The sequence below is a fragment of the Massilia sp. Se16.2.3 genome (assembly GCF_014171595.1).
Lineage (GTDB): Bacteria > Pseudomonadota > Gammaproteobacteria > Burkholderiales > Burkholderiaceae_D > Telluria.
This window is the reverse complement of the sequence record NZ_CP050451.1, coordinates 3,210,383-3,237,018: the sequence shown is the minus strand read 5'-3', so window position 1 is coordinate 3,237,018 and position 26,636 is coordinate 3,210,383. Positions and strand designations below refer to the sequence as shown.

Below are 26,636 nucleotides of genomic sequence, written 5' to 3'. Positions count from 1 at the left end.
ACTCAATTTCCTCAAAGAATTACGTCGCAGATGCCCAACGGATCGTTTGCGTTATCGCAAAATTTGACGAAATTGCCGCTCAAAAAATAGCTTCCCCTTTGTGCCTCCTCTACCCTGTGGGACATATCTTACCCAAAGGCATACATGGACCGCAGCTACCCATCAGTTCGACGCAACATGCAACGACTCCAGCTGCGGCAGCGCGTCATGAAGCTCGTGTCCGCGTGCGCCGCCTGCTGTGCCCTCGCGTTTGGCCTGATGCCCGCGCAGGTGCCGCAGTTGTCGATGGTGAGTATCGGCGCAGGCCCGGCCGTGGAGACGCCGGTAGCTCCCGCCGGCACCCCAGCGGCCAGGCGGCCCGTGTATCGCTACTCGGTCGTACCCGGCGGCGTGGCGGATGCGGCCGAACTTGCGGAAATCGTCCGGAGCGACAAGGTCGTTGCGCTGCACTATGCGGGCTTCGACACGGGACGCGCGCAGCCGGTGACGGTCTCGGCCGCGCGCGCCGTCTATGTCTCCTATCGAAAAGGCGACCAGGTGTACTGGACGGCCAGGAAGGTCATGCTGCGGCCGGGCGAAATGCTTCTCAGCGATGGCCGTAGCGAGATGCGCGCGCGCTGCGCGAACCGCATCTCGGCCGTTCCGCGCCTGCCGGTCGAGCCGGATGCACCCAAGCCCGAGTCGCTCGACGTCCCGGTCTTCGAAGGGGCCGCCCGGGAAGCCGGCCTCATTGCCCGTGTCCGCACGCCGACGCCAAAGCCCGTTCCGGCCCGTGTCGTCGGCAGGCCGGCGCCACGCCTGTCACTGCCGCCTGCAGGCGGCTTCGACCGCCCGGCGCCGCCGCCGATCCACGGTTACCCGCCGGACATCCAGTTGCTGGCCTCGGTCAGCGCGCCGCCGCTATCCGGGGCAGTCACGGTCGAGCCGCCCGTGGCCTTCATGCCGCCCCCGGCGCTGGACAAGGGCGAGCCGCCGCTCCCCGAGCCAAGCCCGTTCGTGCCGGTTCCCGATCCCGGCCGGCCAGGCCCGCCGTCGAATCCGCCGCTCGACCCGCCGCCGGGGACGGACCTGCCGGAACCCACCACCGCCTGGCTGATGGCTGTCGCCATGGTGGCGATGGTCGCACGCCGCGCGAAGCGTCGGCCGGACGCGGTTCGCTAGGTGCCGCCGAACAGCGTGCCCGCATCGAGGATGGCGTAGGCAATTTCCGGCTTTTCCTGGAGGCGCTTGCGCACTGCGGCCGCCACCGACTGGCGCACTTTCTTGCATAGCCCGGGCTTCTCTTCGAGAACGATGATGATGCCGCGCATCGACCGCACTTCGTTCGGCCCCGGTGCGATGCGCAGTTCGGCCCCGACGTTCTTGCGGATCAAGTCCTGCACATGCTGCAGGTCGGCATAACTGTCGATGCGTTCGATTCGTGCCAGCAGCTTCTGCTCCTGCTTGCGGTCGATTGCCAGCGGACGGAAGTCGCCGCCCGGATCGGCCAGCAGGCGCGCGCGCTCGCACACGCAGGCACCGGGCGGACACTCGGTGCGGATCGGAAACGGCAGGTTCGGCGCGAGCTCACTCATGCTCCCTCTCCCCCGGGCGGCGGGTCGGCTGCGAGGCCGGCCAGCATCGCGGCCATGCGCCGGTGGTGCGACCCCTTCCAGAACACCCGCCCGCAAGCGTCGCACAGCGTGAACTCGTGGTGCAGCGCGCGCACCGATTCCGGCAGGCGATCGAGGACGCTGGCCTTGTCGACCGCGCGTAGCGGCAGGTTGCAGTGCAGGCAGAGCGTGAACGGGCGGGCGGTTTCAGCCAGGTCGAAGCGCGCGAACAATTCCCGCAGTTGTTCGTCGGGCGCGATTGCATGCAGGTAGCAGCCGTGCTGCACGCCACGGCGCTTGAGCAGTTCGCGATCGCGCGTCAGTATCACCCGGCCTGATCCGGCTGCAATCGCGACGATCGTGTCGTCCTGGTAGGCATTGTCGTACAGGGTGTCGAAGCCGGTCATGCGCAGGAGGCGCGCCAGCGCGCCAAGGTGGGCGTCGGCGACGAAACGCAGCGGCGCCGGAGGCGGCGTCCGCACACGCTGGACCGGCCCCACGTCGAAGCGGGAAAACCGCGGATACACGGACACCTGGTCGCCGTCGGCAAGCAGCCGGTCCAGTCCGCTCGACTCGCCGTTGACCAGGATCAGCGCAACCTCGGTATGCGGCACGCCCAGTGCCTCGATCATGTGCTTGGTCGTCCCCGCACGCGCGCACGGCGCCGCGAATGCATGTCCGCGGCGCTCCCGTGGCAGGAAATTGCCCAGTTCGTCGTAGAAACGAAATGTCGCCGTCACCCTGGACGGGGCTTGCATCGGGGCCGTGTCCATGGAGGCAGTATTACACGGCCTGTGGCGCCGCGTCCCGGCACGCGTCCAGCACGGCGAGCGCGTTCGGCACGGCCGCGCCGGCCGCGGTGTTATCGAAGATGCACCAGACCTTGCGGCCGGCAGCGCCGTGCACGCGCAGGTCGCGCACCAGCGCGGCCAGGTAGTCGTCCGGATACGACGAATAATAGATGCGCGGCCCGCCATGCAGGCGCAGGTAGATGTCGCTCGTCGTCGGCACGTGCGGGCCGGGCTGGCCGGCCGCCGGGTCGGCGATCACGCGGGTAACGCCGCGCTCGCGCAGCAACTCGGTGGCGTTGTCGCTGAACCAGCTCGGGTGGCGCCCTTCACAGGCGACCATGCAGGCAAAGCGCTCCTGCAGGCGCACGAAGAACTCGCGCGCGCTCTCGTCGTGGAAACCGAGCTTGGGCGGCAGCTGGACCAGCAGGCAGCCGAGCTTGTCGCCCAGCTCGCCCACCTCGCCGGCGAAACGCGCCAGCGGCTCGTCGATATCGCGCAGGGCCGCATCGTGGGTGATCGCGCGCGGCACCTTCACGGAGAAGCGAAAGTCGCGCGGCACGCTCTCGGCCCAGCGCGCATAGGTCTGCGGCCGGTGCGGCTTGTAGAAGGACGAATTGATTTCCACCACCGGGAACACGGCGGCATAACGCTCCAGATGGCTGCCCGCTTCGGGAAAGGCGGCAGCGGCCTCTTTCGGGATATTCCAGCCCGCGCAACCGATCAGCGGCGCGCTACCGGCATGTGCTTTTCTCATTGACGAAGTGGCAAGTAGGGTCGGGCCGATTGTACGCCCGCGGCGCTTGCTGCGGCGCATGCTTGGGGTCGACAGCGATGCGTGCGCTTCGGCGCTGCTTTACTTCAAGACTTGATATGGCACAACAGTACGCACGAGCGGGATCGTACAGTGTTCAAGTTGTGCTCGCGCAAGGACTTCGGCGGGGCGCATGCATCATTCCCAACCGTCTCTTCTTTTCCGGATAGTGCAGGCCACTATGAGTCCCTCCCTGACGCAACAGGTCAGCACCGCTTTGATGCAGTTTTCGAGTCATTCCCGCTTGTACGCGATCAGCGTGGACGATGAAGACAGCAACGGCGCTGCCTCGGACTTGCTCGTCGAAGCATGGGTTGCCGCCGACGAAGTGACCCGTCCTGGTCCAGCTGGCCAAAGACCACGATACTCATCACTTTCACACTCTCGCAGCATTGCTCGCACAAGTGGCAGTGCAATCGGTAGGCAAATCGATCGCGCGCCGTTGGAATGGCGATCTGACCGCTGACCCAGCGAACGTTGCGAGAGCATTTTTGATCCATCCGAAGGCATGCAGTTGGCAGGACAGCTATGTGCTGGCGTGGGCCAAAGCAAACCCGACAAAGGTGCGCCGCGGAGAATCAGCGACCGAAGTAGAGCATTTCATGGAAGAGACCGCTAAGGTCCGCAAGGAGACGATCAAGACATTGGTCGCGGCTAAGGAACAGTCACTGATCTATTTAAGGAAAAACTTCAATGACATTTTTGGCAGGATCTAACGCTATGCGCCTTCGTCAATCATTGATAATCCTTTTGTTATTCTTCCCGCCTTTTTCCGCTGCAGCGCATGTTTCCACACCCACTGAGAAAACAGAACGACTGCACAACGTAGCCAACAGTATTGCGGGCAGGGGTGGCCCCTCTGTTGCGATAAGCGGCGCATCGTTGTCGATAAATGGCACAACAGTCTGGCTTGGCGGCACAATCTCATCATGGATGAAAGTACTGCCCAGCGAGCCGCGATGCACCAAGGCAGGCACAAGCATAACTACCTGTATTTGGGATGAATTCGGCATAACAGTGGGCAGTGACAGGAGGGACCTGACGAAGGTGAAGTTCGTCAACATCCAATTGGGATGGGATGAGTCCGATCAAATGCTGGGGCGCTCATCGTCATCTCCTGCGAAACTGTTTCAAGGCCGTTTGACGCTCGACGGCTTTACATTCGATTCTACAACTTCATTTCGGGATATTGGGATGCGCGCCGATAAACGAAGAGAGTTACGATGTGGGGGTCATTACTGTGGTCATCCGTGGGGGCGTTTCAGCAGTGCTGCGAACTTATCCTTCTGGTTGGATAGCGGGGATGATCTCGGCCATGTGACGGAACTTTCGATCAGTTGCGTGGATACTGATGCTTGCAGAGCACTGATACCAAAAACCACACTGCGGCCCCACTAAAAGGTACTGAATTGGATACGGTTTCGTTAAAGGCGGCATTGCAACGTTGCCGTCCATCTGCTTTGCGCGTTCCCTCATCCCTTCTAGATCTATCCCCTTGAACGACACCTTACTCTTCTTCGGCTGAGTAGAAACGACCATCCCAATCGCTTTTTTCACCGGTCAACTAGACCTGGATGGGTTCCAGTTCAACGCGATGACTGCTTTTCGCGATGTCGGTGTACACGTCAGCAGAAAACGCGAAATGACCCTCGGAAGCCGCTCGTAAAGCCATCTAGTTGGAATATTTAGCAAGGCAGCCAGAGTCGACTTCCGGCTCGATCGCGGCAGTGACGACGGTCGTATTATTATGATGTCTATCAGTTGCCACACTGCGGCGAAGTGCGCATCCCTGGTCCCGAAGCCAGTGCGTCGCGCGCCCGTCGAGGAACAGTGATGTGCGCCTGCCAGCCTATCGCGGTCTAGCTATTCATCTGATCGCTGCCGACGAGGACCACTCCGACGCTCACTACTGCGCACCAGCCAGACCTATCTCGTCAACGCGCAGGCGCACGGAGCACGCGCTGGACGATAGCATGCGCCGACGACATACAATACGGTCAACACAATCGACTGTGCGAGGAGATTCACGTGACCGACCCCATCCACATCGTCTGCCCTCAATGCGAAGCCGTCAATCGCATGGCGCCGGCCCGTTTGACCGACGCCCCCGTCTGCGGCAAGTGCGCCAAGCCGTTGTTTGCGGGACATCCGCTCGACGTTTCCGCAGCCAGCTTCGAGCGTCATATCGCTCGCAACGACATTCCCGTACTGGTCGACTTCTGGGCCGAGTGGTGCGGGCCGTGCAAGATGATGGCGCCGCACTATGCGCGGGCCGCAAGCGCACTCGAGCCGCATGTACGCCTGTTGAAAGTCGATACGGAACGCGCCCAGGAATTGTCCGCGCGCTTTGCCATCCGCAGCATTCCGACGCTGGCGCTGTTCAGAGGCGGGCGCGAAGTCGCGCGCCAGGCTGGGGCCATGGACGCCGGCGGCATCGCAGCCTGGGTGCGCTCCCAGCTATAGAAGTGTGGCGGAATCGGCGCTGACATCCGCGCCCTTGCCCGCGCGCCCAGGGGCCGCGCGCAAGCACGCAGGGGAGCGGAACTGCTCGGGAATCGCTGCTACAATCGGACCGAAGCGGGGTCGTCCCGCAAGGAGAAGCGCATGTCGCAGCAGCTCGTCCTGGATCGCGAACTTGATGACGCCAAGCAGATGGCGCGCATCCTCTACCTGGTACACGGGGCCTGTCTCGTGCTGTCGCTTGGCATGCTCTCCTTCCTTCCGCTCATCTTCAACTACATCAAGCGCGGAGAGACGGCAGGCACCATGGTCCAGACCCACCACAGCTGGATGATCCGCTCCTTCTGGTACTACGTGCTCTGGGTCGTCATCGGCTGGATCCTGATCTTCTCGATCATCGGCCTCCTGTTTGCCTGGGCGGTGTTCCCGCTGGCCATCGTCTGGAAGGCGTATCGTCTAATTCGTGGTTTTTTGGATCTCAACAACAACAAAGCCATGCCGATTTGACGACGTTTTTGCGCATTTCGGCATTTTAGCGGCTAGAATACTTTCCTGATGGCATTATCACTTTTCGGGATGGAATATGAAATCAGTTCAGCAGGAAGTCGACGAGCGCAGCAACCTCACCGGCACCAACAAATTCGAGCTTCTGTTGTTCCGCCTCGGCGGCGACGCCAACGGCGAGCGCAATGAATTGTTCGGCATTAACGTGTTCAAGATCCGTGAGATCGTTGCGATGCCGTCGGTAACCGCCGTGGCCGGATCGCCGCCGCATGTGCTGGGCGTGGTCAACCTGCGCGGACAGATCATCCAGGTGCTGGACCTGCCGGCGATTGCTGGTGTGATCCCGAAGACCGGACTGAACATCATGCTCGTCACCGAGTTCGCCCGCACTACCCAGGCCTTCGCCGTCGAGAGCGTCGAAGAGATCGTGCGCCTGGACTGGAGCCAGGTGATGTCGGCCGAGAAAAGCGCCGGCAGCGGCATGGTCACCAGCATCGCCCGCCTGGAAGGCGAGAACGGCGCGCCCGCCCGCCTGGCCCAGGTGCTCGACGTCGAGACCATCCTGCGTAACATGAATCCGGATACCGGCCCCGAGATCAGCGCCCAGACCGTGGGCGCGAAGATCGCGATCAAGCCGGGCTCGGTCATCCTGGCCGCCGACGATTCCGTCGTCGCACGCGCCCTGATCGAACAGGGCCTGGAGGTCATGGGCCTGCCTTTCGTGATGACGAAGAGCGGCAAGGAAGCCTGGGAGCAGCTGCACCACATCGCCGACGCCGCCGAGTCCGAAGGCAAGAGCGTCTACGACAAGGTTGCCCTCGTGCTGACCGACCTCGAGATGCCCGAGATGGATGGTTTTACGCTTACCCGCAACGTCAAGAAGAACGCGCGCTTCGCCAACCTGCCGGTCGTCATCCACTCCTCGCTGTCGGGCACGACCAATGAAGAGCACGTGAAGAAGATCGGCGCCGACGCCTATGTCGCCAAGTTCTCGGCCGAGGACCTGGCCGCTACGCTGCGCCGCGTGCTGAAGCAGTAAGTCCGGCAGGCTAATACCGGCAAAACGACAAGGCCGCGATACGCTCGCGGCCTTGTCGTTTCGTGTCCCGGTCCGCATGGCACCAGGGCGCCCGCCCGTACGCCTACGCGCCGAGCTTGCCCAGCGCCTGCTCGATATCGGCGATCAGGTCGGATGTGTCTTCCAGCCCGATATTGAAGCGCACCAGCGTGCCCTGCTCCTGCCAGTCGCGCCGGATCGTCCCCATCCGATAAGGCACCACCAGGCTATTGGCGCCGCCCCAGCTGTAGCCTAGTCCAAAAAGTTCAAGGGCGTCGACAAAGCGGTCGGTCTGCGCCTCCGTGTAGCGTGCATCAAAAATCACCGAGAACAAACCGCCCGCCCCGGTGAAATCGCGGCGCCAGTGCTCGTGCCCGGGGCAATCCGGAAAGGCCGGGTGCAGCACGCGGCGGATCTCGGGACGCGCCTGCAGCCATGCGGCCACCTTGCGTGCCGAGGCGTCGTGGGCCTCGAAGCGCAGCTTCATCGTCGGCAGGCCGCGCATGACCGTAGGCGTCGTCCGCGCTCACGCCCATTCCCAGGCGCATGTGCGCCATGGCGATGCGGTCATTGATGGCCTTGTCGCGGGTGACGACGGCCCCCATCAGCACGTCGGAGCCGCCCGACTGGTATTTCGTCAGCGCCGTCATGACGATGTCGACGCCGAGGTCGAAGCCGCGCAGCGCGATGCCCGCGGACCAGGTATTGTCGAGCGCCACCAGCACGCCGCGCGCATGGGCTGCCGCGCAGATCGCCGGCAAGTCCGGCACTTCCATCGATACCGATCCCGGCGCCTCGGTCCAGATGAGTTTGGTGTTCGGCTGGATCAATTCGGCAATGCCGGCGCCCACCAGCGGATCGTAGTAGCGCGCACTGATGCCGAAGTCGTTCGACAGCCAGCGCCCCAATTCGCGGTTCGGGTTGTAGACGTTATCGGGCAGCAGGACATCGTCGCCGCTCTTCAACAGGCCGAAGTCCACCATCGAGATGGCCGCCAGCCCCGAGGGCGCCAGCAGGCAGTGGCTGCCGCCTTCGATCTCCGCCAGCCGCGCTTCCAGCGTGAACGTGGTCGGGGTGCCGTGCAGGCCGTAGGTGTAGGCGCTCTTGTCCTTCCACTGGCCGGAGCGCAGGTCCGCCATGTCCTTGAACAGCACCGTGGAGGCGTGGTGGATGGCAGGTGGATAGGCGTCGAAGCCGGTGGGGGGCGTGTAGTCCGTGTGGACGAGGGTGGTCTGGAGGGATTTCTTGGGCATGGCGATGTCGGGCGGAAGGTGGCGAGCAAACAGGCGGCTCGACCACTGCGTGACGCAGCGGCCCGGGAAGCCTGTAGCCGTACTATACCGCGTCAGGCCGCAAGCCCACGCCACCCCTTGATTTCGGTTTTACCCGTTCCCGCCTCGGCTGCCCGTCGAGGCGCGGCCTCAACGAGCACGCAAGCCTACAGCATCACGCCAGGCTGGCCCAGAGGTCGTGCGCGTCCGCCTTGGTGACGACAACATCGGCGAACTGGCCGACCGCCAGCTTGGCCTTGCCGGGAACGAGCGAGCGCTTGATGTGGACGACGCCGTCGATTTCCGGCGCGTCCGCGGCCGAGCGTCCGATCGCCTCGCGCGCGTTGACTTCGTCGATCAGCACGCGAATCGTCTTGCCGACCTTGGCCTGCAGGCGCTTGAGCGAAATTTCTTCCTGCAGCAGCATGACGCGGGCGCGGCGTTCTTCGCGCACTTCCTGCGGCACCGGATTGGCCAGCTCGTTGGCGGTCGCGCCTTCGACTGGCGAGTAAGCGAAGCAGCCCAGCCGGTCGATCTGCGCTTCACGCAGGAAGTCCAGCAGGTATTCGAATTCTTCTTCCGTCTCCCCGGGGAAACCGGCGATGAAGGTCGAACGGATGGTGAGGTCCGGATTCATCTTGCGCCATGCCAGGATGCGGTCGAGGTTTTTCTCGCCACTGGCCGGACGCTTCATGCGCTTGAGCACATCCGGATGGGCGTGCTGCATCGGGATGTCGAGGTAAGGCAGCACGTGGCCGTCGCCCATCAATGGGATGACCTGGTCGACGTGCGGGTATGGATAGACGTAGTGCATGCGCACCCAGGCGTCGTACTGGCGCGCCAGCTGGCCCAGGGCTTCGGTGAGCTGGGTCATGTGCGTCTTGATCGGGCGGCCGTTCCAGAAACCGGTGCGGAATTTCACGTCCACGCCGTAGGCACTGGTGTCCTGCGAAATGACCAGCAGTTCCTTGACGCCGGCCTTGAACAGGTTCTCGGCCTCGATGAGCACCTCGTGGATCGGGCGCGATACCAGATCGCCGCGCATCGACGGGATGATGCAGAAGCTGCAGCGGTGGTTGCAGCCCTCGGAAATCTTCAGGTAGGCGTAGTGCTTGGGCGTGAGCTTCACGCCGTGGTCGGGAACCAGGTCGATGAAGGGATCGTGCGGCTTGGGCAGGTGCAGGTGCACCGAGTCCATGACTTCGGCGACCGCGTGCGGACCGGTCACGGCCAGCACCTTCGGGTGCACCTTGGTGATGATGTCCTGGCCCGAGGCGTCCTTCTTGGCGCCCAGGCAGCCGGTAACGATCACCCGGCCGTTCTCGGCCAGCGCCTCGCCAATGGCATCGAGCGACTCCTGCACCGCGGCATCGATGAAGCCGCAGGTGTTGACGATCACCAGGTCCGCGCCATCGTAGGACTTGGCGGTCTGGTAGCCTTCGGCGCGCAGCTGGGTCAGGATCTGTTCGGAGTCGACCAGCGCCTTCGGGCAGCCGAGCGAGACGAACCCGACCTTGGGCGCTGCGCCCGGCGCGACGGCGGGGAGGACCAGCGGCGCGGCCGAAGCGGCGGCCGGGACTGCTGCGGGAGCGTCGGCGGATGCGACAGGAGCGGGATTGCGGCGGAGTTCGAGCATGGGCGGAGAGCGTCAAAAGATTCTGGGCAATCCGCGATTGTACCCGAAGCGGGGCGGGCAAGACACCAGTGGGGGCGGTTTGGCGCCCGCACTGGGCGAATCCACAACGGATTCGCACGGTGGGGAACACGGGAAAGTGAGCGGTCCGCGAGCGCATGACCGCGTGGAGTCGGGGACTCCACCCTAGGGCCGCAGGAAATGCCTCGGAAATACAGCTGCGACAACCGCGCCGGGAGCAGCGGCAGGCGCTGCCGCCGGCCACCCTGCCCTTACTTCTTGTCGGTCGGCGCAGGCGGGAACGGGAAGGCGGAAAACAGCACCTTGCTCTGGTTCTGCATCTGCTCCTGCATCTGCATGAACAGGTTCTTGCTCTGGTCGATGTAGTTGTTCATCATGCCCTGCATCATCGGGCCCTGGACATTCATGAACTGGGTCCACATTTCCGGGCTGAAGGGCTTGCCTTCAAGGGCACCGGCGGCATTGCTGGTGAACTTGTTCTGGATATCGGTGAACGCCTGCACGTTCTTTTCCAGGTAAGAACCCATCATGCCCTGCATGGCATGGCCGTAGTAGCGGATGATCTGCGCCAGCACCGCGCTCGAGAACATCGGCGCACCGTTCGCCTCTTCTTCCAGGATGATCTGCAGCAGGATGCTGCGGGTCAGGTCCTCGTTGGACTTGGCGTCGACCACGGTGAACTCGTCGGCGTCAAGGACCAGTTGCTTGACGTCCGTCAGGGTGATGTAGGAACTGGTCTGGGTGTCGTAGAGACGACGGTTCGGGTACTTCTTGATCAGGCGCTCGGTACTGTTTTTTGCACTACTCATCTCAAGTTCCATAGGTTGCGCGAGGCTTCGTGGGCACGCGCTTTGTACATGATTCGATGCAGGCGCGCCAGGCTCCTGCGGTCTCCAATGCTGCCCTACAGCACCGGCAAGGCGGAAAATACCATGTCGGCAGTGCAGGTGCAGCAATTATCGGTTTTACCACCCATTTTATTTTCAAGCAAGATCAGCACGCGTGCAGCCGCCCTCAGTCGGCACGCGCCTTGACGTAGCGCCCCGGCGCCGGCTCCGACGGCAGGTACTGCTCGTTGCCCGGCTGGCTCGGTGCCGGCACCTCGGCGCCGCCGTTCTCCTGCAGGAAGCGCGCCCATTCCGGCCACCAGCTGCCCTTCTGCTCGACGGCGCCGGCGAACCAGTCTTCGGCCGTACGCGCGCGGCTCTTGCCGTTCTTGTCATTGACCCAATAGCTGCGCTTGTTTTTCGCGGCCGGGTTGATGACGCCCGCAATGTGGCCGGATGCGCCCAGCACGAAGCGGTTGGCCTTGGCCTTCTTCGGGTTGAGCAGGTTCATCGACGCGAACGCGGCCTGCCACGGCACGATGTGGTCTTCTTTCGAGCCGTAGATGAAGACCGGGCAATCGATGCGGCCCAGGTCCACCGGCACGCCGCAGACCGTCAGCTTCCCCGGCACTTTCAGCTTGTTCTCGAGATAGGTGTTGCGCAGGTACCAGCAGAACATCGGTCCTGGCAGGTTGGTGCTGTCGGCATTCCAGTACAGCAAATCGAAGGCCGGCGGCGTCTTGCCCTTGAGGTAGTTCTGCTGCACGTAATTCCACACCAGGTCGTTCGGACGCAGGGCCGAGAAGGTGGTTGCGAGGTCGCGTCCCGGCATGATGCCGCCCTTAGCCAGATTCTGCTCGCGCAGCGCCACCTGTGCTTCGTCGACGAAGACCTCGAGCACACCCGTGTCGGAAAAGTCCAGCAGGGTCGTCAGCAGCGACAGGCTGGCCGCCGGCTGCTGGCCGCGCGCGGCCAATACCGACAGCGCGGTCGCGGCGATGGTGCCGCCGACGCAGAAGCCGAACACGTGCGCCTTGTCCTGGCCGCTGATCTCGCGCACCACGCCGATCGCCTCGATGGCGCCGCGCTCGACATAGTCGTCCCAGGTCAGCGCGCCCATCGACTTGTCCGGGTTACGCCAGGACACCATGAAGACGGTATTGCCCTGCTCGACCACGTAGCGCACCAGCGAGTTGTCCGGCTGCAGGTCGAGGATGTAGAACTTGTTGATGCAAGGCGGAATCATCAGCAGCGGCACGGCGCGCACGGTCGGCGTGGCCGGGCTGTACTGGATCAGCTGGAACAGCTCGTTCTCGTAGACCACCTGACCGGGCGTCGTGCCGACATTCACCCCCACCTCGAAGGCCGACTCGTCGGACTGGGAAATACGGCCCTTCTGCATGTCCGCCAGCATGTTCTGCAAGCCCTTCGTCAGGCTTTCGCCCTTGGTCTCGAGGATCTTGGCCTGGACTTCGGGATTGGTCGCCAGGAAGTTCGCCGGCGACATCGCGTCGACCATTTGCTGCACGGCGAAACGGATCTTCTGGCGTTCGCGCGGGCCCGCCTCGACGGCGTCGCTCAATGCCAGCAGGAAGTCGGCGTTGAGCAGGTAGGATGCGGCCGTAAAGGCCGGGAACGGGTTGGCGGTCCACTCCGAGGACGAAAAACGCTTGTCGTGCAAGGCCGGCGTCTTGCCGGACATCAGGTCCTGCCACAGGCGCGCAGCCTTCTGCAGGTAGTCATTGCGCAGTTCTTCCACGCGTTGCGGCGCGATGCCGACGTTGAAGTCCTTCAGGACGCCCGCGAGCGGATTGGCCGCGGTGCCGTTGAAGCCTTCCACGGCCGGCATCTTCAGCCAGCCTTGCCAGGCGGCGGGATCGGTGAACTGGTTCATCCAGGTGGCGGCAACAGCTTGGGGGTCGGGCATGTTCATGTCGGCATCCGTTAGAATCGGTTATGAGCTGAAATGCTAGCTGAAATAGTTACTTGAAACGAGCAACCGGAGAAACGCATGTGGATCGTCGCAATCGGCTGGGGCTATGTCGTGATCCTGATGGCGGCCACGGAAAGCTCGATAATTGCCGGAATTATGACTTTTTTCGGCTATGGCGTGTTGCCCTTGTCTATACTTTTTTACCTCACCGGCGGCGCGCGCCGGCGTGCGCGGCACGAGATGGCGGCGCGCCAGCAGCTGGCTGCCGAGGCTGGCGACACCGCTCCAGCGGCCGCCGAGACGGGCCCGCAAGCGCCAGGCAATACCGCGAACTAGACAGTATTCGCGTGCGAATGCAGCCCTGGAATGCAGGCCTATTTGAGCCAGATCAAACTCGCCTGGCGGCCAGTCACGCCATCGCGCCGGTACGAGTAAAAGCGGCTCGTTTCCGTGGCGGTACAGTGCACGCCACCAGCCACGCTCATTACCCCGTCGCGCGCCAGCATCAGGCGTGCCAGCGCGAACATGTCCGCCAGGTACTTGTGCGCGTTCCCGGGGTGGCGCCGGAAGGCAAAACCGACGTCCTGGCCGGGCAGCGCCGCGGCAAAGGCATCGAACACGTCCTGGCCCACTTCAAAGGCGAGCGGACCGATGGCCGGCCCCATCCACGCGGTAATCTCTTCCGCCCCGGCCGCGCGCATCGCCGCCACTGTCTGGCCCAGCACGCCGCCCGCCAGGCCGCGCCAGCCGGCATGGGCCGCACCCACCACGCGCCCCCCGCCCGGTCGGCGAACAGCACCGGCAGGCAGTCCGCCGTCAGGATCGCGCAGACCACGCCTGGCGTGGTGGCGATGCTGGCGTCACCGGTGCGGGTCGGCTGGCCGGGCCCGACCGTCGATGCATCGACCACGTCGGCGCCGTGCACCTGGGCGATCCAGGCCGGCCGGCCCGGCAACCAGGCTTGCAGGCGGGCGCGGTTTTCTGGACCAGCGCCGGGTCGTCGCCGACGTGCAGGCCGAGGTTCAGCCCTCCGCCGCCAAGGCCGTCGCCGTAGGGGCCGAGCGAAACCCCGCCGCAGCGCGTGGTGGCCAGCGCGCCGATGTTGCCGGGGGCGTCGGGCCAGTCCGGCACGATCAGCTGCGCCGCGTCCGGGGTCTGCTCCATCACGCCGCTTCCGGCTCGGCGATGCCGGCGCGGGCGATCAGCTCGGCGAAGTCCTGGGCCAGCGGCACCACCCACTCGCATTGCTCGCCGGTGGCCGGATGCACCAGCCCGAGGCGGCGGGCCTGCAGTGCCCGGCGGTGGAACACCGGGCTCAGGTGCGTCTTGCCGTACACCGAGTCGCCCACCAGGCCGAAGCCGATCGACAGCATGTGGACGCGGATCTGGTGGGTGCGGCCCGTCTCCAGGCGGCACTGCACCAGGCTCACCGGACGGCGATCGAGCATGCCTTCGGCGATGCGCGTGTAATGCGTGATGGCCGGCTTCGCGCCCAGGCTGGTCGAGACCGCCATCTTGGTGCGCTCCTTCGGATGCCGTCCCATCGGCGCGTCGATCGTGCCCGACAGCTGTGGCGTACCCCATACCAGCGCGAAGTACTCGCGCTTGACGGTGCGCGCCTGCAGCTGGCGCACCAGGTCGGTCTGGGCCGCCAGGGTCTTGCCCACCACCATCAGGCCGCTGGTATCCTTGTCCAGGCGGTGCACGATGCCGGCGCGCGGCACGGAACCCAGCTGCGGCGCGTGGTGCAGCAGGCCGTTGAGCAGCGTGCCGGACCAGTTGCCGGCGCCTGGATGCACGACCAGGCCGGCCGGCTTGTTGATCACGAGGATGTGATCGTCCTCGTAGACGATGTTCAGGTCGATGGTTTCCGGGGCAAACGCCGTGTCCTCGGGCGCCGGCTGCGGCGTGACGACGATCGTTTCGTCGCCATAGGCGGTATCCTTGCCGCGCGCCGGCTTGCCGTCGACCAGCACGTGGCCGCCGTCGAACCACAGCTGCAGGCGGCTGCGCGAGAACTGCGGCACGAGGCCGGCGACCACTTTGTCCAGACGCTGGCCGCAGGCGGAGGCGTCCAGGTGCAGGCTGATCGGAGACAGGTCGATGCCGCTGGCAAGGGCGGCGACTTCAGGAAACTCGACATCGATTTCATCGTCGAAATCAGGGTCGAGGGGCAAATCCGCCGAATTCGGCGCAGGAGTTAATATCACGTCAGTCCCATCGGCTATAATCAGCCGTTCGTTGAATCTCGGTAAAACTTTTCTGCAAAAAGCTATGCAAAAAAAACTGTTGGTGGTAGTGGCTACGAGTGTCTTGCTGGGTCTGTCGGGTTGCGGCATTTTGCCGGAGGCGTCTGACGAGACCAAGAAGTGGTCGGCGGAGAAATTATACGCTGAGGCACGCGACGAGATGGGCGCCGGCCAATACGAGAGCGCAATCAAACTGTTCCAGCGCCTCGAATCGAACTATCCGTTCGGCACCTACGCCACTCAGGCGCAGATGGAAATTGCCTATGCCCATTACAAGGCCCAGGACCAGGCGGAGGCCCTCGCGGCCGTGGAGCGCTTCATCAAGCTGCACCCGAATCATCCGCAGGTGGACTACATGTACTACCTGCGCGGCCTGATCAATTTCAACGACCAGATCGGCTTCCTCTCCGTGATCTATTCGCAGGACCCGACCGAGCGCGACCCGAAAGCGACCCGCGAAGCCTTCGCAGCGTTCAAGGCCCTGGTCGACAAGTTCCCGAACAGCAAATACGTGCCCGATTCCGTCGCGCGCATGAATTACCTGATCAATGCGATGGCTTCGTATGAGGTGCACGTGGCGAATTACTACTATCGCCGCGGCGCCTACCTGGCAGCCCTCAACCGTGCGCAGAATACCGTCGCCGACTACAGCGAATCGCCGGCACGCGAGGAAGCGCTGTTCATCATGATGCGTTCCTACGACAAGCTCGGCATGTTCGAGCTGCGCGACGACACCCAGCGCGTCTTCCAGCGCAACTACCCGGACAGCCGCTTCATCAATCCGAACGCCCGGGGCGAAGCACCGTGGTGGCAGTTCTGGGCGAAGTCCGGGCCGAAGGCGGCGCCGAAGGATGCGGTGCAATAAACAAATACCCGCGCCTGGCGCGGGTTTTTTGTGTCCCTACGCCTCGACCTTGCGGCGGAACATCCAGCTGCGCCCGCTCGATGCCTCCGGCACGAACGCATACCCGTCGACGTCGAACGCCTTCAGCGCTTCCACCTCAAGGATGCCGTTCTCGATCGCGTAGCGCGCCATCATGCCCCGTGCGCGCTTGGCGTAGAACGAGATGATCTTGTACTTGCCGTTCTTCCAATCCTCGAACACCGGCGTGACCACGGGCACGTTCAGGAGCTTCGGCTTGACCGCCTTGAAGTATTCTTCCGAAGCCAGGTTCACCAGCGCGCTGGACCCAAGCCGTGCCAGTTCCGCATTCAGCGCGGCGGTGATGGTTTCGCCCCAGAAGGTGTACAAATCCTTGCCACCCGGGTTGGTCAGCTTCGTGCCCATTTCCAGGCGATAGGGATGAATCAGGTCGAGCGGGCGCAGCAAGCCGTACAGGCCCGACAGAATGCGCAGGTGGCGCTGGGCAAAAGCAACCGCCTCCGGCCGCAGGCTGCGCGCGTCCAGTCCGGCATAGACGTCGCCATTGAAAGCCATGGCAGCCTGGTAGCCGTCGTCATGGTCGCGCGTCCAGCTGGCATAGCGCGCCACATTCAGACTAGCGAGCTGGTCCGAGATGTGCATCAGGTCGCCTACCTGGCCGGGCGACAGGTCGCGCAGTACGCCGATCAGCTGGGCGGCGCGGTCGACGAAATCCGGAAGCGTGTGCTGCGTGGTCGGGCTGGGGGTATCGAGGTCGAGGGATTTGGCGGGCGATAAGACGATGAGCATAAAAACGTGAAGGCGTGACGGTAGCGCAAACAGGCAGTACAACCAAGCGGCGCGACCGCGGTAAGGCCGCCGTCGCACGCTGAATTTAGAACTGAGCAATAATTCCCACATGATACCCGCTTCCGCCCCACCCATCGTCCTCGACACCAATGTCTGCCTCGACCTCTTCGTCTTCCACGACCCGCGCTGGGCGCCGCTGCTGGCCGCGCTCGAGCGCGGCGAAGTCGCGGCCGTGACCCGCGCCGACTGCCGCGATGAATACCGCATCGTGCTGCACTACCCGCACCTGCCGCTCGACGAGGCCAGCCGCGCGCATGCCGCCGAACGCTTCGATGCGCTCGTCGCCCTCGTTGCCCCCGACAGCAAGCCGATCCGGCTGCCCGTCTGCAGCGACCGCGACGACCAGAAATTCCTCGAACTCGCGCGCGATGCCGGCGCCGCCATACTGGTTACCAAGGACAAGGCCTTGCTGAAACTCGGACGCAAGACCCTGCAGGCCGGTCTGTTCCGCATCATGCTTCCCGAGGCCTGGGTCAAGGCGCGCGCAGCGGCCGCGTTGGAATCGTCCACCTCTCATGCCACGGCCGCCCCATGAGCACTCCCGAACTGCAATCGCGCCTGCCCCAGGTAGGCACCACCATCTTCTCGACCATGTCGGCGCTTGCCGTCCAGCACGGCGCCGTCAACCTTGGCCAGGGTTTCCCGGATTTCGGCTGCGATCCGCGCCTGGTCGAGCACGTCGCCGAGGCGATGCGGGCCGGTCACAACCAGTATCCGGTCATGCCCGGCGTGCCGGTTCCCTGCGCGAGGCGATCGCCGCCAAGATCGCCACCCTCCACAAGCACAGCTACGACCCGGGCAGCGAGATCACCATCACCGCCGGCGCCACCCAGGCGCTGACGACCGCCATCCTCTGCTGCGTGCACCCGGGCGACGAGGCGATCGTCATCGAGCCGGCCTACGACAGCTACGCGCCCGCGGTCGCGCTCGCCGGCGGCACCGTGGTGCCGGTGGAAATGGAAGTCGGGGAGGCCGGCTACAGCGTGCCCCGGGACAAGGTGGCAGCGGCAGTCACCGCCCGCACGCGGCTGATCGTGATCAACTCGCCGCATAACCCGACCGGCTCCATCCTGCGCCGCGCCGACCTCGACCGCCTGGCCGCCATCGTCGACGGCACCAGGATCCTGCTGCTCTCGGACGAAGTCTACGAGCACATGGTCTACGACGGCGAGCAGCACCTGTCGGTGGCGGGCCACCCGCAACTGGCCGAACGGGCGTTTGTCGTCTCGAGCTTCGGCAAGACTTATCATGTCACGGGCTGGAAGGTCGGCTACGTGGCCGCGCCGCGCGCGCTCATGCTTGAATTCCGCAAGGTGCACCAGTACAACGTGTTCACGGTGAATACGCCGATGCAGCACGGCCTGGCGCACTACATGGCCGACCCCGAGCCTTACCTTGGCCTGGCCGCGTTTTACCAGAAGAAGCGCGACCTGTTCCGCGCCGGCCTGGCCACGACCCGCTTCACCCTGCTGCCGGCTGACGGGACCTATTTCCAGTGCGTGCGCTATGACGCCATATCGAGCCTGCCGGAAGCGCAGTTCGCGCAGTGGCTGGCGGCGGAAGCGAAAGTCGCTGCGATTCCCGTCTCGGCTTTCTACAGCAGCGCACGCGAGTCGGGCATCGTGCGCTTCTGCTTTGCCAAGAACGACGATACGCTGCACGAGGCATTGATGCGGCTCGCAGACATCCGGGTGCCTTGACGCGGAAGCATCCTCTTGACATGGCGGCCTGACAAGATCCGCGCAGGGTATACTCGTGACGTGCAGCAATTTCCGATGTCGGAACCCTGCCACCCGCGAGAACCGCCATGTTGACCCTGCCTGTCGAAGCATTTGTCCCCCAACGTCACCTGTCGGCACAAGAACGCCAGGCATTTATCGCGAAACGGGACCGGCTGTTCGCTTCCTGCACACCCGCCGAGCAGTATTGCCTGGTCAGTCTGGGCCAATGGTGGTGCGGGAGGCGCCAGCGCTTGCTTGCGACGCCGAACATCTTCAGCGAGAGCTATCTCACCGAATTCAAGCGCCGTCATTTTCCCTGGTCGGGAATCAAGCCACGCATCGGCGTGCGCGTACTTGCGGCAACGTCTGTAAAGATCGCGGCCATGGAAAAGTGGCATGGCCAGAGACTGCAGGCTGCCTTCGTCGCCCAGCTGGAAGCCATGCGCCGTCGTGGCGAGCACGAAGTCGTCATGGGGGTCGCCAACTATCTCCGTTCCCTGCCGGTCGAGTTCAATACGAACGGCTCTCCTTCCCTGGCGAGGCAGCTGGAGGAAATGGTCAACAGCTGTGCGCAGGATGCGACCGTCGACCCGAAAAAACGCATTGCCAGCCTGATCCGCACTCTGCAGGCAAGGTCCATCGGGTTCGACGGGGAACTGCGTGCCCACGTCTGGAAGATCCTGCTCGAGGTGGCCGAACAGGATCTGGCGGCAGCCGCACGGTTGGTCGACACCCACTGGCAATCGAAAGACTCCCTCCCCGTCCTCATGACGCTGCATCTGCACGGGAACCCAGGGCTCGCGCTGTGCCTCGCCCTCGCTTTCCAGGCCCACCGTCCCGAATTCGCCGCCGACATGATGGAGACATCCATCCAGGAATCGGTCTTCATGCTCGCGAAATGCACGGCCGCCGAGCGCGACCCGCTTGCCCAGTCGATCGATGCATCCTGCCGCACGCTGGCTTCCTGGACTGACATGCTCCGGTCCGGGAGCGCGGCCGCTGCGCTGCAGGCCATTCGCTGCCTGCTGAGGCATGGCAACCCGGAAGACGACTATTGGCCCCAACTCGGCCGTTTCGCGCTCGACATCTTGCAAGGCCTCGCTCCGGATGGCCGGCGGACACACGTGAATATCGGCGTCATGGCCCAGGTGGCGGCATATTCACCCAGCGGGTCGCCACAGGAAGCGGAAGCGCTCGCTTTGTTCGAAGCCTGCGCAACGGAGGCGCTTGCGGTCTCGGAGGAATGGTCCTTCGCCCTCCAGGAAATGTGTTCCGCGCTGGCGTATGCCTCGACAGTCCTGGAAGACAAGGCCATTTCGCTCAGAAACGTCCGGATGACGGTCAATCCAAGCCACCCGCTGCAGCAGATTCTCGAGCGCTGCGTCCAGGCGGCGCTCGACCGGGCAATGGCGCGTACGTCCCACGACGCCCTTGGCTTTCTCGTTTCCTTCACCGCCATGCACTGGAACGAAGCGCTGACCCGCAAACTGCATGGCATCCTGCGCGATCGATTCGCGTATCACATGCCGGCTTCTCTGGCTGCCGCCGGAAAGGCGCTGAAAGCCGCGGCCATGTATCAAAGCTCCCGCCAGGTGGCCGATGAAACATACCGGACCGCGCTTTGGCAGGAGACTTTCGATCTGCTGATTCCCGTTCTCGCACGCGTATCGCCGGGCGATGCGGCCATCGCGCGCGCGGCGATTGGCTACAATCCGCGCAGCGACTACATATAGAAGGATGCCTGGAGCATCTCCGCACGCCGTACAAGGGCAGTTGCCGCTCCCCCGGCAAGGCAGCAAGCCTGGATGGGCCAGCGCATGAACCGTCGTGAGAATCGGATAGCTTTCTATCAACATGCGCTGCTAGAATTCCTGGTTCAACTTCCCGACCAGGACCCATGAAAACCACATCACTGCGCCTCCTTCCGCTACTCGTCGCCCTCAGCTTGCCGCTGGCGGCCTGCAAGAAGACCGCGCCCGCAGCCGACGCGGCGGGCAGCACGCCGGCCGCGGTCGACACCGCGAGCCAGGCACCGGCCCCAGCGCCTGCCGCGCCGGCCCCTGCCGCCGCCCAGCCCACCACGCCGGACCTCGCCGACGGCGGCGAGAACCCACCTTTCGACTTCAACACCGTGCCCGAGGCGGGCGGGAAGATCGCGCCCTTCCCGTATGTCGACTACCCGCCGACCGTGCACCAGGCCTTCCAGAGCACCGAAGAGTTGCCGATGGACCGGGTCATGGTCATCCTGGGCGACCACCTGCATGCGGTCGAAGGGCGCGTTGCGACCCGCAGCTTCTCGCCAAGCCACGCCAAGATGTCGGAGCTGGAGATCCGCCGCAACTACGAGAACGCGATGCGCGAGCTGGGCGCAACCAAGGTCAATACCGTGGGCCCCTACGAGGAAGCGCTCTATGGCGGACGCGGAGACGACTACGAGTACAAGATCCGCAGGGCCAAGCTGCTCGTGCCGGACCTGCGCATGTCCTACGACGTCTACCTCGCGCGCAAGGGCGATGCGCGCCACTGGATCGTCGTCATGGCCAACGACAGCACGGTGCGCCTGCTGGCCATCGAGGAAAAGCCGTTCGCCCAGACGGTCGGCTATGTCGGCGCCAACGGGGCGGCGACGCCGGTGACGGCAAGCGGCACGCCCCCGACCGCCGCGCAGCCGGTCGACATCAACGCCATCCCAGTCACCACCGCCGCGTTGCCGTCCTTCCCTTACCTGGCCTACCCGCCGGAATTGAACCAGGCCTTCCAGAGCACCAGAAACAGCCGTTTCGACGCCGTCGGCATCATCGTCGGCAAGGAACTCCGTACGGTCGAAGGCCAGGTCGAGACACGCAGCTTCTCGAACCGCCACGCGAAGATGTCGCAGATGGCCGTACGCCGCAACTACGAAGCGGCCATCAAGGGCCTGGGCGGCGTCAAGGTGAACGCGGTCGACCACAGGGACAAGGCCCTGCTTGCAGCGAACACCAGCAAGGAAGTCAGCGAAACCACGCTGCGCCAGGACAAGCTGCGGGTCGACGACTTCAGCATGTCCTACGACAGCTACCTGGTGCGCACGCCCGAGAAAAACGTCTGGCTGGTCTTGATGACGGGCGAGAGCGATACCCGCCTGCTGGCGGTGGAGGAAAAGGCGATGCAGCAGAGCGTGTCGCTGGTGACGGCCGACACCATGGGCAAGGAGCTCGCCGCGAAAGGCAAGATCGCCCTCTACGTCAACTTCGATACCGACAAGGCGAGCATCCGCCCGGACGGCAAGCCGACCGTCGATGAAATCGCGAAACTGTTGAAAGGCGACCCGAGCCTGAAGCTGGCCATCGAAGGCCACACCGACGACAGTGGCAACGCCGCGCGCAACCTGGATCTGTCGCGCCAGCGCGCCGACAGTGTGGTGCAGAGCCTGGTGGCGGCCGGCATCGACGCCAGGCGCCTGCGCGCCGCCGGACATGGCGCTACGAAGCCGCTGGCCGACAACAAGGAGGAAGCGGGCCGTGCGAAGAACCGCAGGGTCGAGCTGGTGAAGATCTGAGGGTCGGCGTTCGCTGACCTCTACCCTGGGCGGCCGCCAGGCCCCCAGGGACGGCGTGCGCCCAACCGCAAGACGCCAGGCGGGACGGGGCGACTTCGCCGGAGGTCTTATTGGGGGCTTACCTGTGCAAGCTTGCGCTCGACGAACGCTTGCAGCTCGGGGTTCAGGGTACCCAGGCTGCTCGCGCGCCGCAAGGCGTCGGCTGCCTCGGCGTTGCGCTTCTCGGCCTGCAGTGCCAGCCCCAGGCCCATCCACCACACGGCATTGTCCGGCGCGCTACGCAAGGCGGTCTGGTACTGATCGGCCGCTTCGCGGTAGCGTCCCTGGCGCTGCAGGGCGCCGCCCAGGAAGGCGTGGTACTCGCCCTTGCCCGACGCGTAAGGGAGCGTGCGCAGCAGCGTGTCGATGCCTGGCTGGCCACGCTCGATCTGCAGGCGTGCCAGCAGCATGGCCATGGCCGGCTGGCGCGGGTCCAGCGTCAGGGCCTGCTGCAGCTGGACCATCGCTTCGTCCTCGCGCTTGGCTTCGATCAGGAGGCCTACCAGGGTCTGGCGCGCCGCCTCGTGCTTCGGATTGTTGCGGAGCACGGCCTGGAGGCCGGCGATGGCTTCGCTGACGCGCCCATCCTGCAAGCTGCCAAGGGCGCGGCGGTAAGCATTCTCGCTGGCCTGGTTGCTCGTTTCGATGCGGCCCTCGCCTGCAAGCGCCGGTCCGCTGGCGGCGGGCGTCACGGCGCGTGGGGTGGCCGGGAGGCGCGTGCCTGCGGCCGGTTTTGCCGCGCCACGGTGAGCGCTGGCCGTCCGGGGAGGCTTGCTCGTCGTCGCGGGCGCCGCCGCGGTGTCGCCCGTTGAAGCAGTCGCCGCTGGCGCGGTATCGGCTGCGACAGGTTCGGTTGCGGCCGCCGGCGCGGCTGGCGGCGCCACCTCGGCGACCGTCACCGGTGCCTGCGGAACAGGTTGTGACGGCGGCAAGGGCTGCACGTCATACGTCTTGCCTTTGAGCGGTAGCACATACCGGGCGGTGGCACCCATGGCCAGCACCATGACCGCCGCCGCGATCGCGGCGACCCGCAGTGCGGGCATGGGGGCGCCGCCCCGCGGTACAGGCTGGATCTCGTGGGGCATCTCCTCGCTGCGCGCCTTGCCGCGCGCATCGAGGTCCTGCAGCATCTTGTTTATCAGGCTCATCGTACAAAAAGTCCAGGCTATGCCGGCCGCGGTGCTGGCCATCGCGGCGCCGACCAGCCAGCGCCAGAAGGAACGCTGGGTCGCGATGGTGTCGCGCGCCGCCGCGTTGACGTGTGCCGCTTCCACCTGCTGCCGGCCCTGGCCATAGCAGAGCATCAGCGCTTTGTGCGCGAGGATGTTCACCAGGCGCGGAATGCCGCCGCTGGCGCGGTACAGGCGATCGATGGCGCGGCGCGAAAACAGGCGCGCGCCGGGGTAACCGGCCACGCGCAGGCGGTGGGCCACATAAAAGTCGAGGTCATCGCGGCCAAGCGGACCCAGGTGGTAGTGAAAGGTGATGCGCTGGGCCAGCTGGCGGATCGATTGCAGTGCCAGCTTGCGGTTCAGTTCCGGCTGGCCGAACAGGACGATCTGCAGCAGCTTGCGCTTTTCGGTTTCCAGGTTGGTCAGGAGGCGCAGCGCCTCCAGGCTTTCCACGGGGATCGCCTGCGCTTCGTCCAGGCAGAGCAGCACGCGCTTGTCCTGGCCAGCCAGGGCCACGAGCCGATGGGTGATCGATTTCAGCAGCTGGTGCTGGTCGACCTCGCGCTCGAGCACCAGGCCCAGCTCGTCGGCGAGCGCCAGCATCAGCGTGCGCGGCTCGAGCAAGGGGTTGGGGATGTAGGCGGTGACGAAATCGTCGCCCAGGGTCGCCATGAATTTGCGGCACAGCAGCGTCTTGCCGGTGCCGACTTCGCCCGTGATCTTGATGAAGCCCTCGCCGCTGCGCGCGGCCACCAGCAGGGTGTTGAGCGCCTCCTGCGAGCGCGGACTGCCGAAAAAGAAGCTCGTGTCCGGCGTGATGCCGAACGGCAGTTCGCGCAGGCCGAAGTGCGCTGCGTACATTACTTGCGCTCCCCGCTGCGGGTATCGAGCGTGCGCGGATCGAGCTCTTCGATGCGGCGGCTGGTGTCGAGCAGGTCCTGGCTCCAGTTGTTGGCGCTGTCGACGATGGTCGGCTTGATCAGCACCACCAGCTCGCGCTTCTGGTTGACCTTGTTCTTGTTGCGGAACAGGCTACCCAGCACCGGCACGCGGCCCACGCCCGGCAGCTGGCTGGTGTCGTCGGTCGAGGCCTGGCGCATCAGGCCGCCGATGGCAACCACCTGGCCGTCCTGGCCGCGGACAATGCTGTCCAGTTCCGAGGTCGCCGATGCGGCCAGCGGCAGCGTCAGCGAGCCGGCCGAGCCGAGGTTGATGCCCTTGGTGATCGTCGTCACCTGGCTGACCGATGGGTGCACGTGCAGCAGGATGTTGCCGCGGTCATCGATCTGCGGCGTCACGTCCAGCACCACGCCGGAGAAGAACGGGGTCAGGGTCACGCTCGGGGTCACCGTGTTGCCGGCGGCCGTGGTGTTGGTGGTCGTCGTCACGCCGGTCACGAAGAATTCGTCGGTCCCGATCTTCAGCACCGCCTTCTGGTTGTTGACGGCGGCGATGCGCGGGCTCGAGAGCACGTGCACGGTGCCCTGCGCTTCCAGCAGCGAGATCAGCGCTGCAAAATTATTCGACTGGAAGGCGAAACCGAACAGCGCGCCGGCAGCATTGGCCGCGTTCGACAGCGAGAAGCCGGTGCTGGCCGCCAGGCCGCTGCCGTTGCTGATCACGGGCGGCTGGCCACCGTTGAAGGGCAGCGGCTGCAGGCCGGCGCCCGGCGCGATCAGGCCGGTAGCAACGCGGTTGCTGTTGGAGTGGCCGATCGACGAGAAACTGGCCCAGTTGATGCCGCTCTGGAACTGGTCGTTGAGTTCGACTTCGAGGATTTTCGCTTCCAGGATCACCTGGCGGTCCACCGCCAGCTGGGTGGCCTTCAGGTACATGTCGACGTTGCGCAGTTCTTCCGGCATGGCGCGGATCACGAGCACGCCCGACTGCGGGCTGACGACGACGCTGCGCCCGCCCTCTTTCGAACCGACGATGGCTTCGATCGACGATTTCAGGTCGGTCCAGAATTCGTTGTTCGACAGCGTGTTGACGTCGGTGCTGTCCACCTGGGTCTGGTTGCCGCCGTTCTGGCCGCCCGGACTATTCTGGTTTCCGTTCGGCTGGTTGCCCTGGCCGCTGCCGCCGCCACTGTTGCTGCCGCTGCCGGTGGTGCCGACACTGGCGACCGTGGTCGAGCTCACGCGCAGGTTCGAGCTGCCGCGGCGGCTGCCGATCAGGTAGTTCACGTGGAACATGCGCGTCTGCATGGTCAGCGGACGGATGGTGATCCGGGTGCCGTCGATGCGGTAGTCGTAGCCGTACATGTCGCGCACGGCATCGAGCGCCTCGACCAGGGTCACGTCCTTCAGGTTGGCGCTGATGGTGCCGGCCACGTCGGGATGGACCAGCATGTTGTAGCGGGTGCCGGCCACGATCGAGCGGAAGAAGTGCTGCGCCGGCACGTTGTTGAAGGCGACGTTGAAGCGCTCCTCCAGGGCCGGGCGGGCCTTCGGTAATTCCCCGCCAGCGCGGCGGCGGGCGGCAGCAGCGCATTGGCGACGGCATCGTCGGCGGGTGCGGCGCCACGGCCGGCCGCGCCTGCGGTGGCCACTTCCTGCTTGATCTTGTCGTAGGTGGCATGCGGCGGCGTGCTCTGGCAGCCGGACAGCAACAGCGCCGTGCTTGCGGCCAGCGCCAGGAGGGTGGGTTGTCGCATCGTTGTTCTCGTTCCCGTCATTCGTGTCGTACTCGTTCGACGCCGGCGGAGCGTGCAGCTCCCGCGGCCGGCGCGTGCAGTGTGAGGACCTGGCGCGCACGTCCGCGCCTAAGTTCCACTTCGTTCGCATCGATGCGCGCCACGCGGGCGCCGCGCACCAGGTCGCCCACGCGCACGGTCTCGCCGTCGATCACGGCGACATGGCGCCCGCCGGGCTGGCGCGCGATCAGCACCGATTGCAGCTGCGGCGCGCGCTGGACGGGCGCGGCGGCTATCGCCCGCGCCGTACCCTGCCCCGCCATCAGGCTGGCCGGCGGCCGGGTCGGATCCTGCAGCGGCTGGGCCGCGGCATGGCCGGCCAGGAGCGCGAGCGACAGCGCCGCACCGTGTCGGGCAATGGTCTTCACAGCTTCATCCATTTCGCATCCAGGCTCAGGGTGTACAGGGTCAGCGTCAGGCGCGAATCCGGCCAGGTTTCCGCTTCCAGCTGCGCACGGCCCCAGAACAACTGGGTCGGCATCGCCTCGAGTGCGGCCATGTAGCCGATCATGTCGAGGTAGTTGCCGCGTACCGTCACCTCGACGCCATGACGATACAACAAGTCCGCAGGCTTGGCCGCCGCGTTCGGC

Annotated in this window: 24 protein-coding genes and 4 pseudogenes; 12 read left to right on the top strand and 16 right to left on the bottom strand. The window is 64.9% G+C overall.

Annotated elements, in window-relative coordinates; all coding sequences use genetic code 11:
* The first annotated feature begins 177 nt into the window (after positions 1-177).
* Positions 178-1,161 (top strand): PEP-CTERM sorting domain-containing protein, encoded by a 984-nt coding sequence (locus G4G31_RS14805; RefSeq protein WP_182988322.1) that lies wholly within the window; start codon positions 178-180, stop codon positions 1,159-1,161.
* Here the strand turns inward: G4G31_RS14805 and G4G31_RS14800 are convergent.
* Genes G4G31_RS14800 through G4G31_RS14790 form a run of 3 tightly spaced genes read right to left on the bottom strand, consistent with a single transcriptional unit; the run spans position 1,158 to position 3,137 of the window.
* Entirely contained in the window at positions 1,158-1,574 is a 417-nt protein-coding gene (locus G4G31_RS14800; RefSeq protein WP_182988321.1) for a hypothetical protein, read from the bottom strand. The genes G4G31_RS14805 and G4G31_RS14800 overlap by 4 nt on opposite strands.
* Positions 1,571-2,365, bottom strand: a complete 795-nt coding sequence (locus G4G31_RS14795) for a Mut7-C RNAse domain-containing protein (protein ID WP_229425006.1) — start codon at positions 2,363-2,365, stop codon at positions 1,571-1,573. Before G4G31_RS14795 ends, G4G31_RS14800 begins: the two co-directional genes overlap by 4 nt.
* A gap of 10 nt (positions 2,366-2,375) precedes the next feature.
* The gene (locus tag G4G31_RS14790) at positions 2,376-3,137 is read right to left on the bottom strand and encodes a DUF72 domain-containing protein (RefSeq protein WP_182988320.1); all 762 of its coding nucleotides are present in this window, start codon (positions 3,135-3,137) and stop codon (positions 2,376-2,378) included.
* 449 nt (positions 3,138-3,586) lie between these two features.
* Between G4G31_RS14790 and G4G31_RS14785 the strand changes: the two genes are divergently transcribed.
* From G4G31_RS14785 to G4G31_RS14765, 5 genes are all read left to right on the top strand, one after another.
* On the top strand, positions 3,587-3,910 hold the full coding sequence (locus tag G4G31_RS14785) for a hypothetical protein (protein WP_182988319.1): 324 nt from the start codon (positions 3,587-3,589) through the stop codon (positions 3,908-3,910).
* On the top strand, positions 3,888-4,592 hold the full coding sequence (locus tag G4G31_RS14780) for a hypothetical protein (protein ID WP_182988318.1): 705 nt from the start codon (positions 3,888-3,890) through the stop codon (positions 4,590-4,592). Before G4G31_RS14785 ends, G4G31_RS14780 begins: the two co-directional genes overlap by 23 nt.
* A 630-nt stretch (positions 4,593-5,222) precedes the next feature.
* Positions 5,223-5,657: a thioredoxin TrxC gene (gene trxC, locus G4G31_RS14775; RefSeq protein ID WP_182988317.1), complete on the top strand. Its 435-nt coding sequence runs from the start codon at positions 5,223-5,225 to the stop codon at positions 5,655-5,657.
* A 141-nt stretch (positions 5,658-5,798) separates the two neighbouring features.
* Positions 5,799-6,161, top strand: coding sequence for a hypothetical protein (locus G4G31_RS14770; protein ID WP_182988316.1), 363 nt, complete (start codon positions 5,799-5,801; stop codon positions 6,159-6,161).
* 76 nt (positions 6,162-6,237) lie between these two features.
* Positions 6,238-7,197, top strand: coding sequence for a chemotaxis protein (locus G4G31_RS14765; protein ID WP_182988315.1), 960 nt, complete (start codon positions 6,238-6,240; stop codon positions 7,195-7,197).
* A gap of 103 nt (positions 7,198-7,300) precedes the next feature.
* On the opposite strand, the pseudogene G4G31_RS14760 reads toward G4G31_RS14765, so the two are convergent.
* From G4G31_RS14760 to phaC, 4 genes and pseudogenes are all read right to left on the bottom strand, one after another.
* Positions 7,301-8,468: pseudogene (locus G4G31_RS14760) on the bottom strand (cystathionine beta-lyase).
* Positions 8,469-8,661: 193 nt separating this feature from the next.
* The gene (gene rimO, locus G4G31_RS14755) at positions 8,662-10,122 is read right to left on the bottom strand and encodes a 30S ribosomal protein S12 methylthiotransferase RimO (protein ID WP_229425005.1); all 1,461 of its coding nucleotides are present in this window, start codon (positions 10,120-10,122) and stop codon (positions 8,662-8,664) included.
* A 269-nt stretch (positions 10,123-10,391) separates the two neighbouring features.
* A complete protein-coding gene (gene phaR, locus G4G31_RS14750) occupies positions 10,392-10,949 on the bottom strand; it encodes a polyhydroxyalkanoate synthesis repressor PhaR (protein ID WP_182988314.1) in 558 nt (185 codons plus the stop codon).
* Between the two features lie 205 nt (positions 10,950-11,154).
* Positions 11,155-12,900, bottom strand: coding sequence for a class I poly(R)-hydroxyalkanoic acid synthase (gene phaC / locus G4G31_RS14745; protein WP_182988313.1), 1,746 nt, complete (start codon positions 12,898-12,900; stop codon positions 11,155-11,157).
* 78 nt (positions 12,901-12,978) lie between these two features.
* On the opposite strand from phaC, the gene G4G31_RS14740 reads away from it, so the two are divergent.
* Positions 12,979-13,236, top strand: a complete 258-nt coding sequence (locus G4G31_RS14740) for a hypothetical protein (RefSeq protein ID WP_182988312.1) — start codon at positions 12,979-12,981, stop codon at positions 13,234-13,236.
* A 38-nt stretch (positions 13,237-13,274) separates the two neighbouring features.
* Here G4G31_RS14740 and pgeF read toward each other — a convergent pair.
* A pseudogene (pgeF, locus tag G4G31_RS14735) lies at positions 13,275-14,064 on the bottom strand (peptidoglycan editing factor PgeF).
* Entirely contained in the window at positions 14,064-15,110 is a 1,047-nt protein-coding gene (locus G4G31_RS14730; protein ID WP_182988311.1) for an RluA family pseudouridine synthase, read from the bottom strand. The pseudogene pgeF and the gene G4G31_RS14730 overlap by 1 nt, the downstream one beginning before the upstream one ends.
* A 64-nt stretch (positions 15,111-15,174) precedes the next feature.
* On the opposite strand from G4G31_RS14730, the gene G4G31_RS14725 reads away from it, so the two are divergent.
* On the top strand, positions 15,175-16,014 hold the full coding sequence (locus G4G31_RS14725; protein ID WP_182988310.1) for an outer membrane protein assembly factor BamD: 840 nt from the start codon (positions 15,175-15,177) through the stop codon (positions 16,012-16,014).
* A gap of 36 nt (positions 16,015-16,050) precedes the next feature.
* Here G4G31_RS14725 and yaaA read toward each other — a convergent pair whose 3' ends face one another.
* Positions 16,051-16,821, bottom strand: coding sequence for a peroxide stress protein YaaA (gene yaaA, locus G4G31_RS14720; RefSeq protein ID WP_182988309.1), 771 nt, complete (start codon positions 16,819-16,821; stop codon positions 16,051-16,053).
* A gap of 109 nt (positions 16,822-16,930) precedes the next feature.
* Between yaaA and G4G31_RS14715 the strand changes: the two genes are divergently transcribed.
* From G4G31_RS14715 to G4G31_RS14700, 4 genes and pseudogenes are all read left to right on the top strand, one after another.
* A complete protein-coding gene (locus G4G31_RS14715; RefSeq protein ID WP_182988308.1) occupies positions 16,931-17,416 on the top strand; it encodes a putative toxin-antitoxin system toxin component, PIN family in 486 nt (161 codons plus the stop codon).
* Positions 17,413-18,581: pseudogene (locus tag G4G31_RS14710) on the top strand (pyridoxal phosphate-dependent aminotransferase). The gene G4G31_RS14715 and the pseudogene G4G31_RS14710 overlap by 4 nt, the downstream one beginning before the upstream one ends.
* A 107-nt stretch (positions 18,582-18,688) precedes the next feature.
* A complete protein-coding gene (locus tag G4G31_RS14705) occupies positions 18,689-20,335 on the top strand; it encodes a hypothetical protein (protein ID WP_182988307.1) in 1,647 nt (548 codons plus the stop codon).
* Between the two features lie 164 nt (positions 20,336-20,499).
* Positions 20,500-22,140 (top strand): OmpA family protein, encoded by a 1,641-nt coding sequence (locus G4G31_RS14700; RefSeq protein WP_182988306.1) that lies wholly within the window; start codon positions 20,500-20,502, stop codon positions 22,138-22,140.
* A 107-nt stretch (positions 22,141-22,247) separates the two neighbouring features.
* Here G4G31_RS14700 and G4G31_RS26275 read toward each other — a convergent pair whose 3' ends face one another.
* The 6 genes and pseudogenes from G4G31_RS26275 to G4G31_RS26265 all read right to left on the bottom strand — a co-directional run bounded on the left by G4G31_RS26275 (position 22,248) and on the right by G4G31_RS26265 (position 26,608).
* Entirely contained in the window at positions 22,248-23,171 is a 924-nt protein-coding gene (locus tag G4G31_RS26275; protein WP_229425608.1) for a tetratricopeptide repeat protein, read from the bottom strand.
* Between the two features lie 165 nt (positions 23,172-23,336).
* Positions 23,337-24,212, bottom strand: a pseudogene (locus tag G4G31_RS26270) (ExeA family protein); the annotation flags it as partial.
* Complete coding sequence (gene mshL / locus G4G31_RS14690) at positions 24,212-25,753, bottom strand: pilus (MSHA type) biogenesis protein MshL (RefSeq protein ID WP_308621524.1); 1,542 nt, start codon at positions 25,751-25,753, stop codon at positions 24,212-24,214. The pseudogene G4G31_RS26270 and the gene mshL, both read right to left, overlap by 1 nt.
* The gene (locus G4G31_RS28445) at positions 25,657-26,007 is read right to left on the bottom strand and encodes a hypothetical protein (RefSeq protein WP_308621522.1); all 351 of its coding nucleotides are present in this window, start codon (positions 26,005-26,007) and stop codon (positions 25,657-25,659) included. The genes mshL and G4G31_RS28445 overlap by 97 nt, the downstream gene beginning before the upstream one ends.
* Positions 26,008-26,024: 17 nt before the next feature.
* On the bottom strand, positions 26,025-26,414 hold the full coding sequence (locus G4G31_RS14685; RefSeq protein WP_229425004.1) for a hypothetical protein: 390 nt from the start codon (positions 26,412-26,414) through the stop codon (positions 26,025-26,027).
* The gene (locus G4G31_RS26265; protein WP_229425003.1) at positions 26,411-26,608 is read right to left on the bottom strand and encodes a hypothetical protein; all 198 of its coding nucleotides are present in this window, start codon (positions 26,606-26,608) and stop codon (positions 26,411-26,413) included. The genes G4G31_RS14685 and G4G31_RS26265 overlap by 4 nt, the downstream gene beginning before the upstream one ends.
* Between the last annotated feature and the right edge of the window lie 28 nt (positions 26,609-26,636).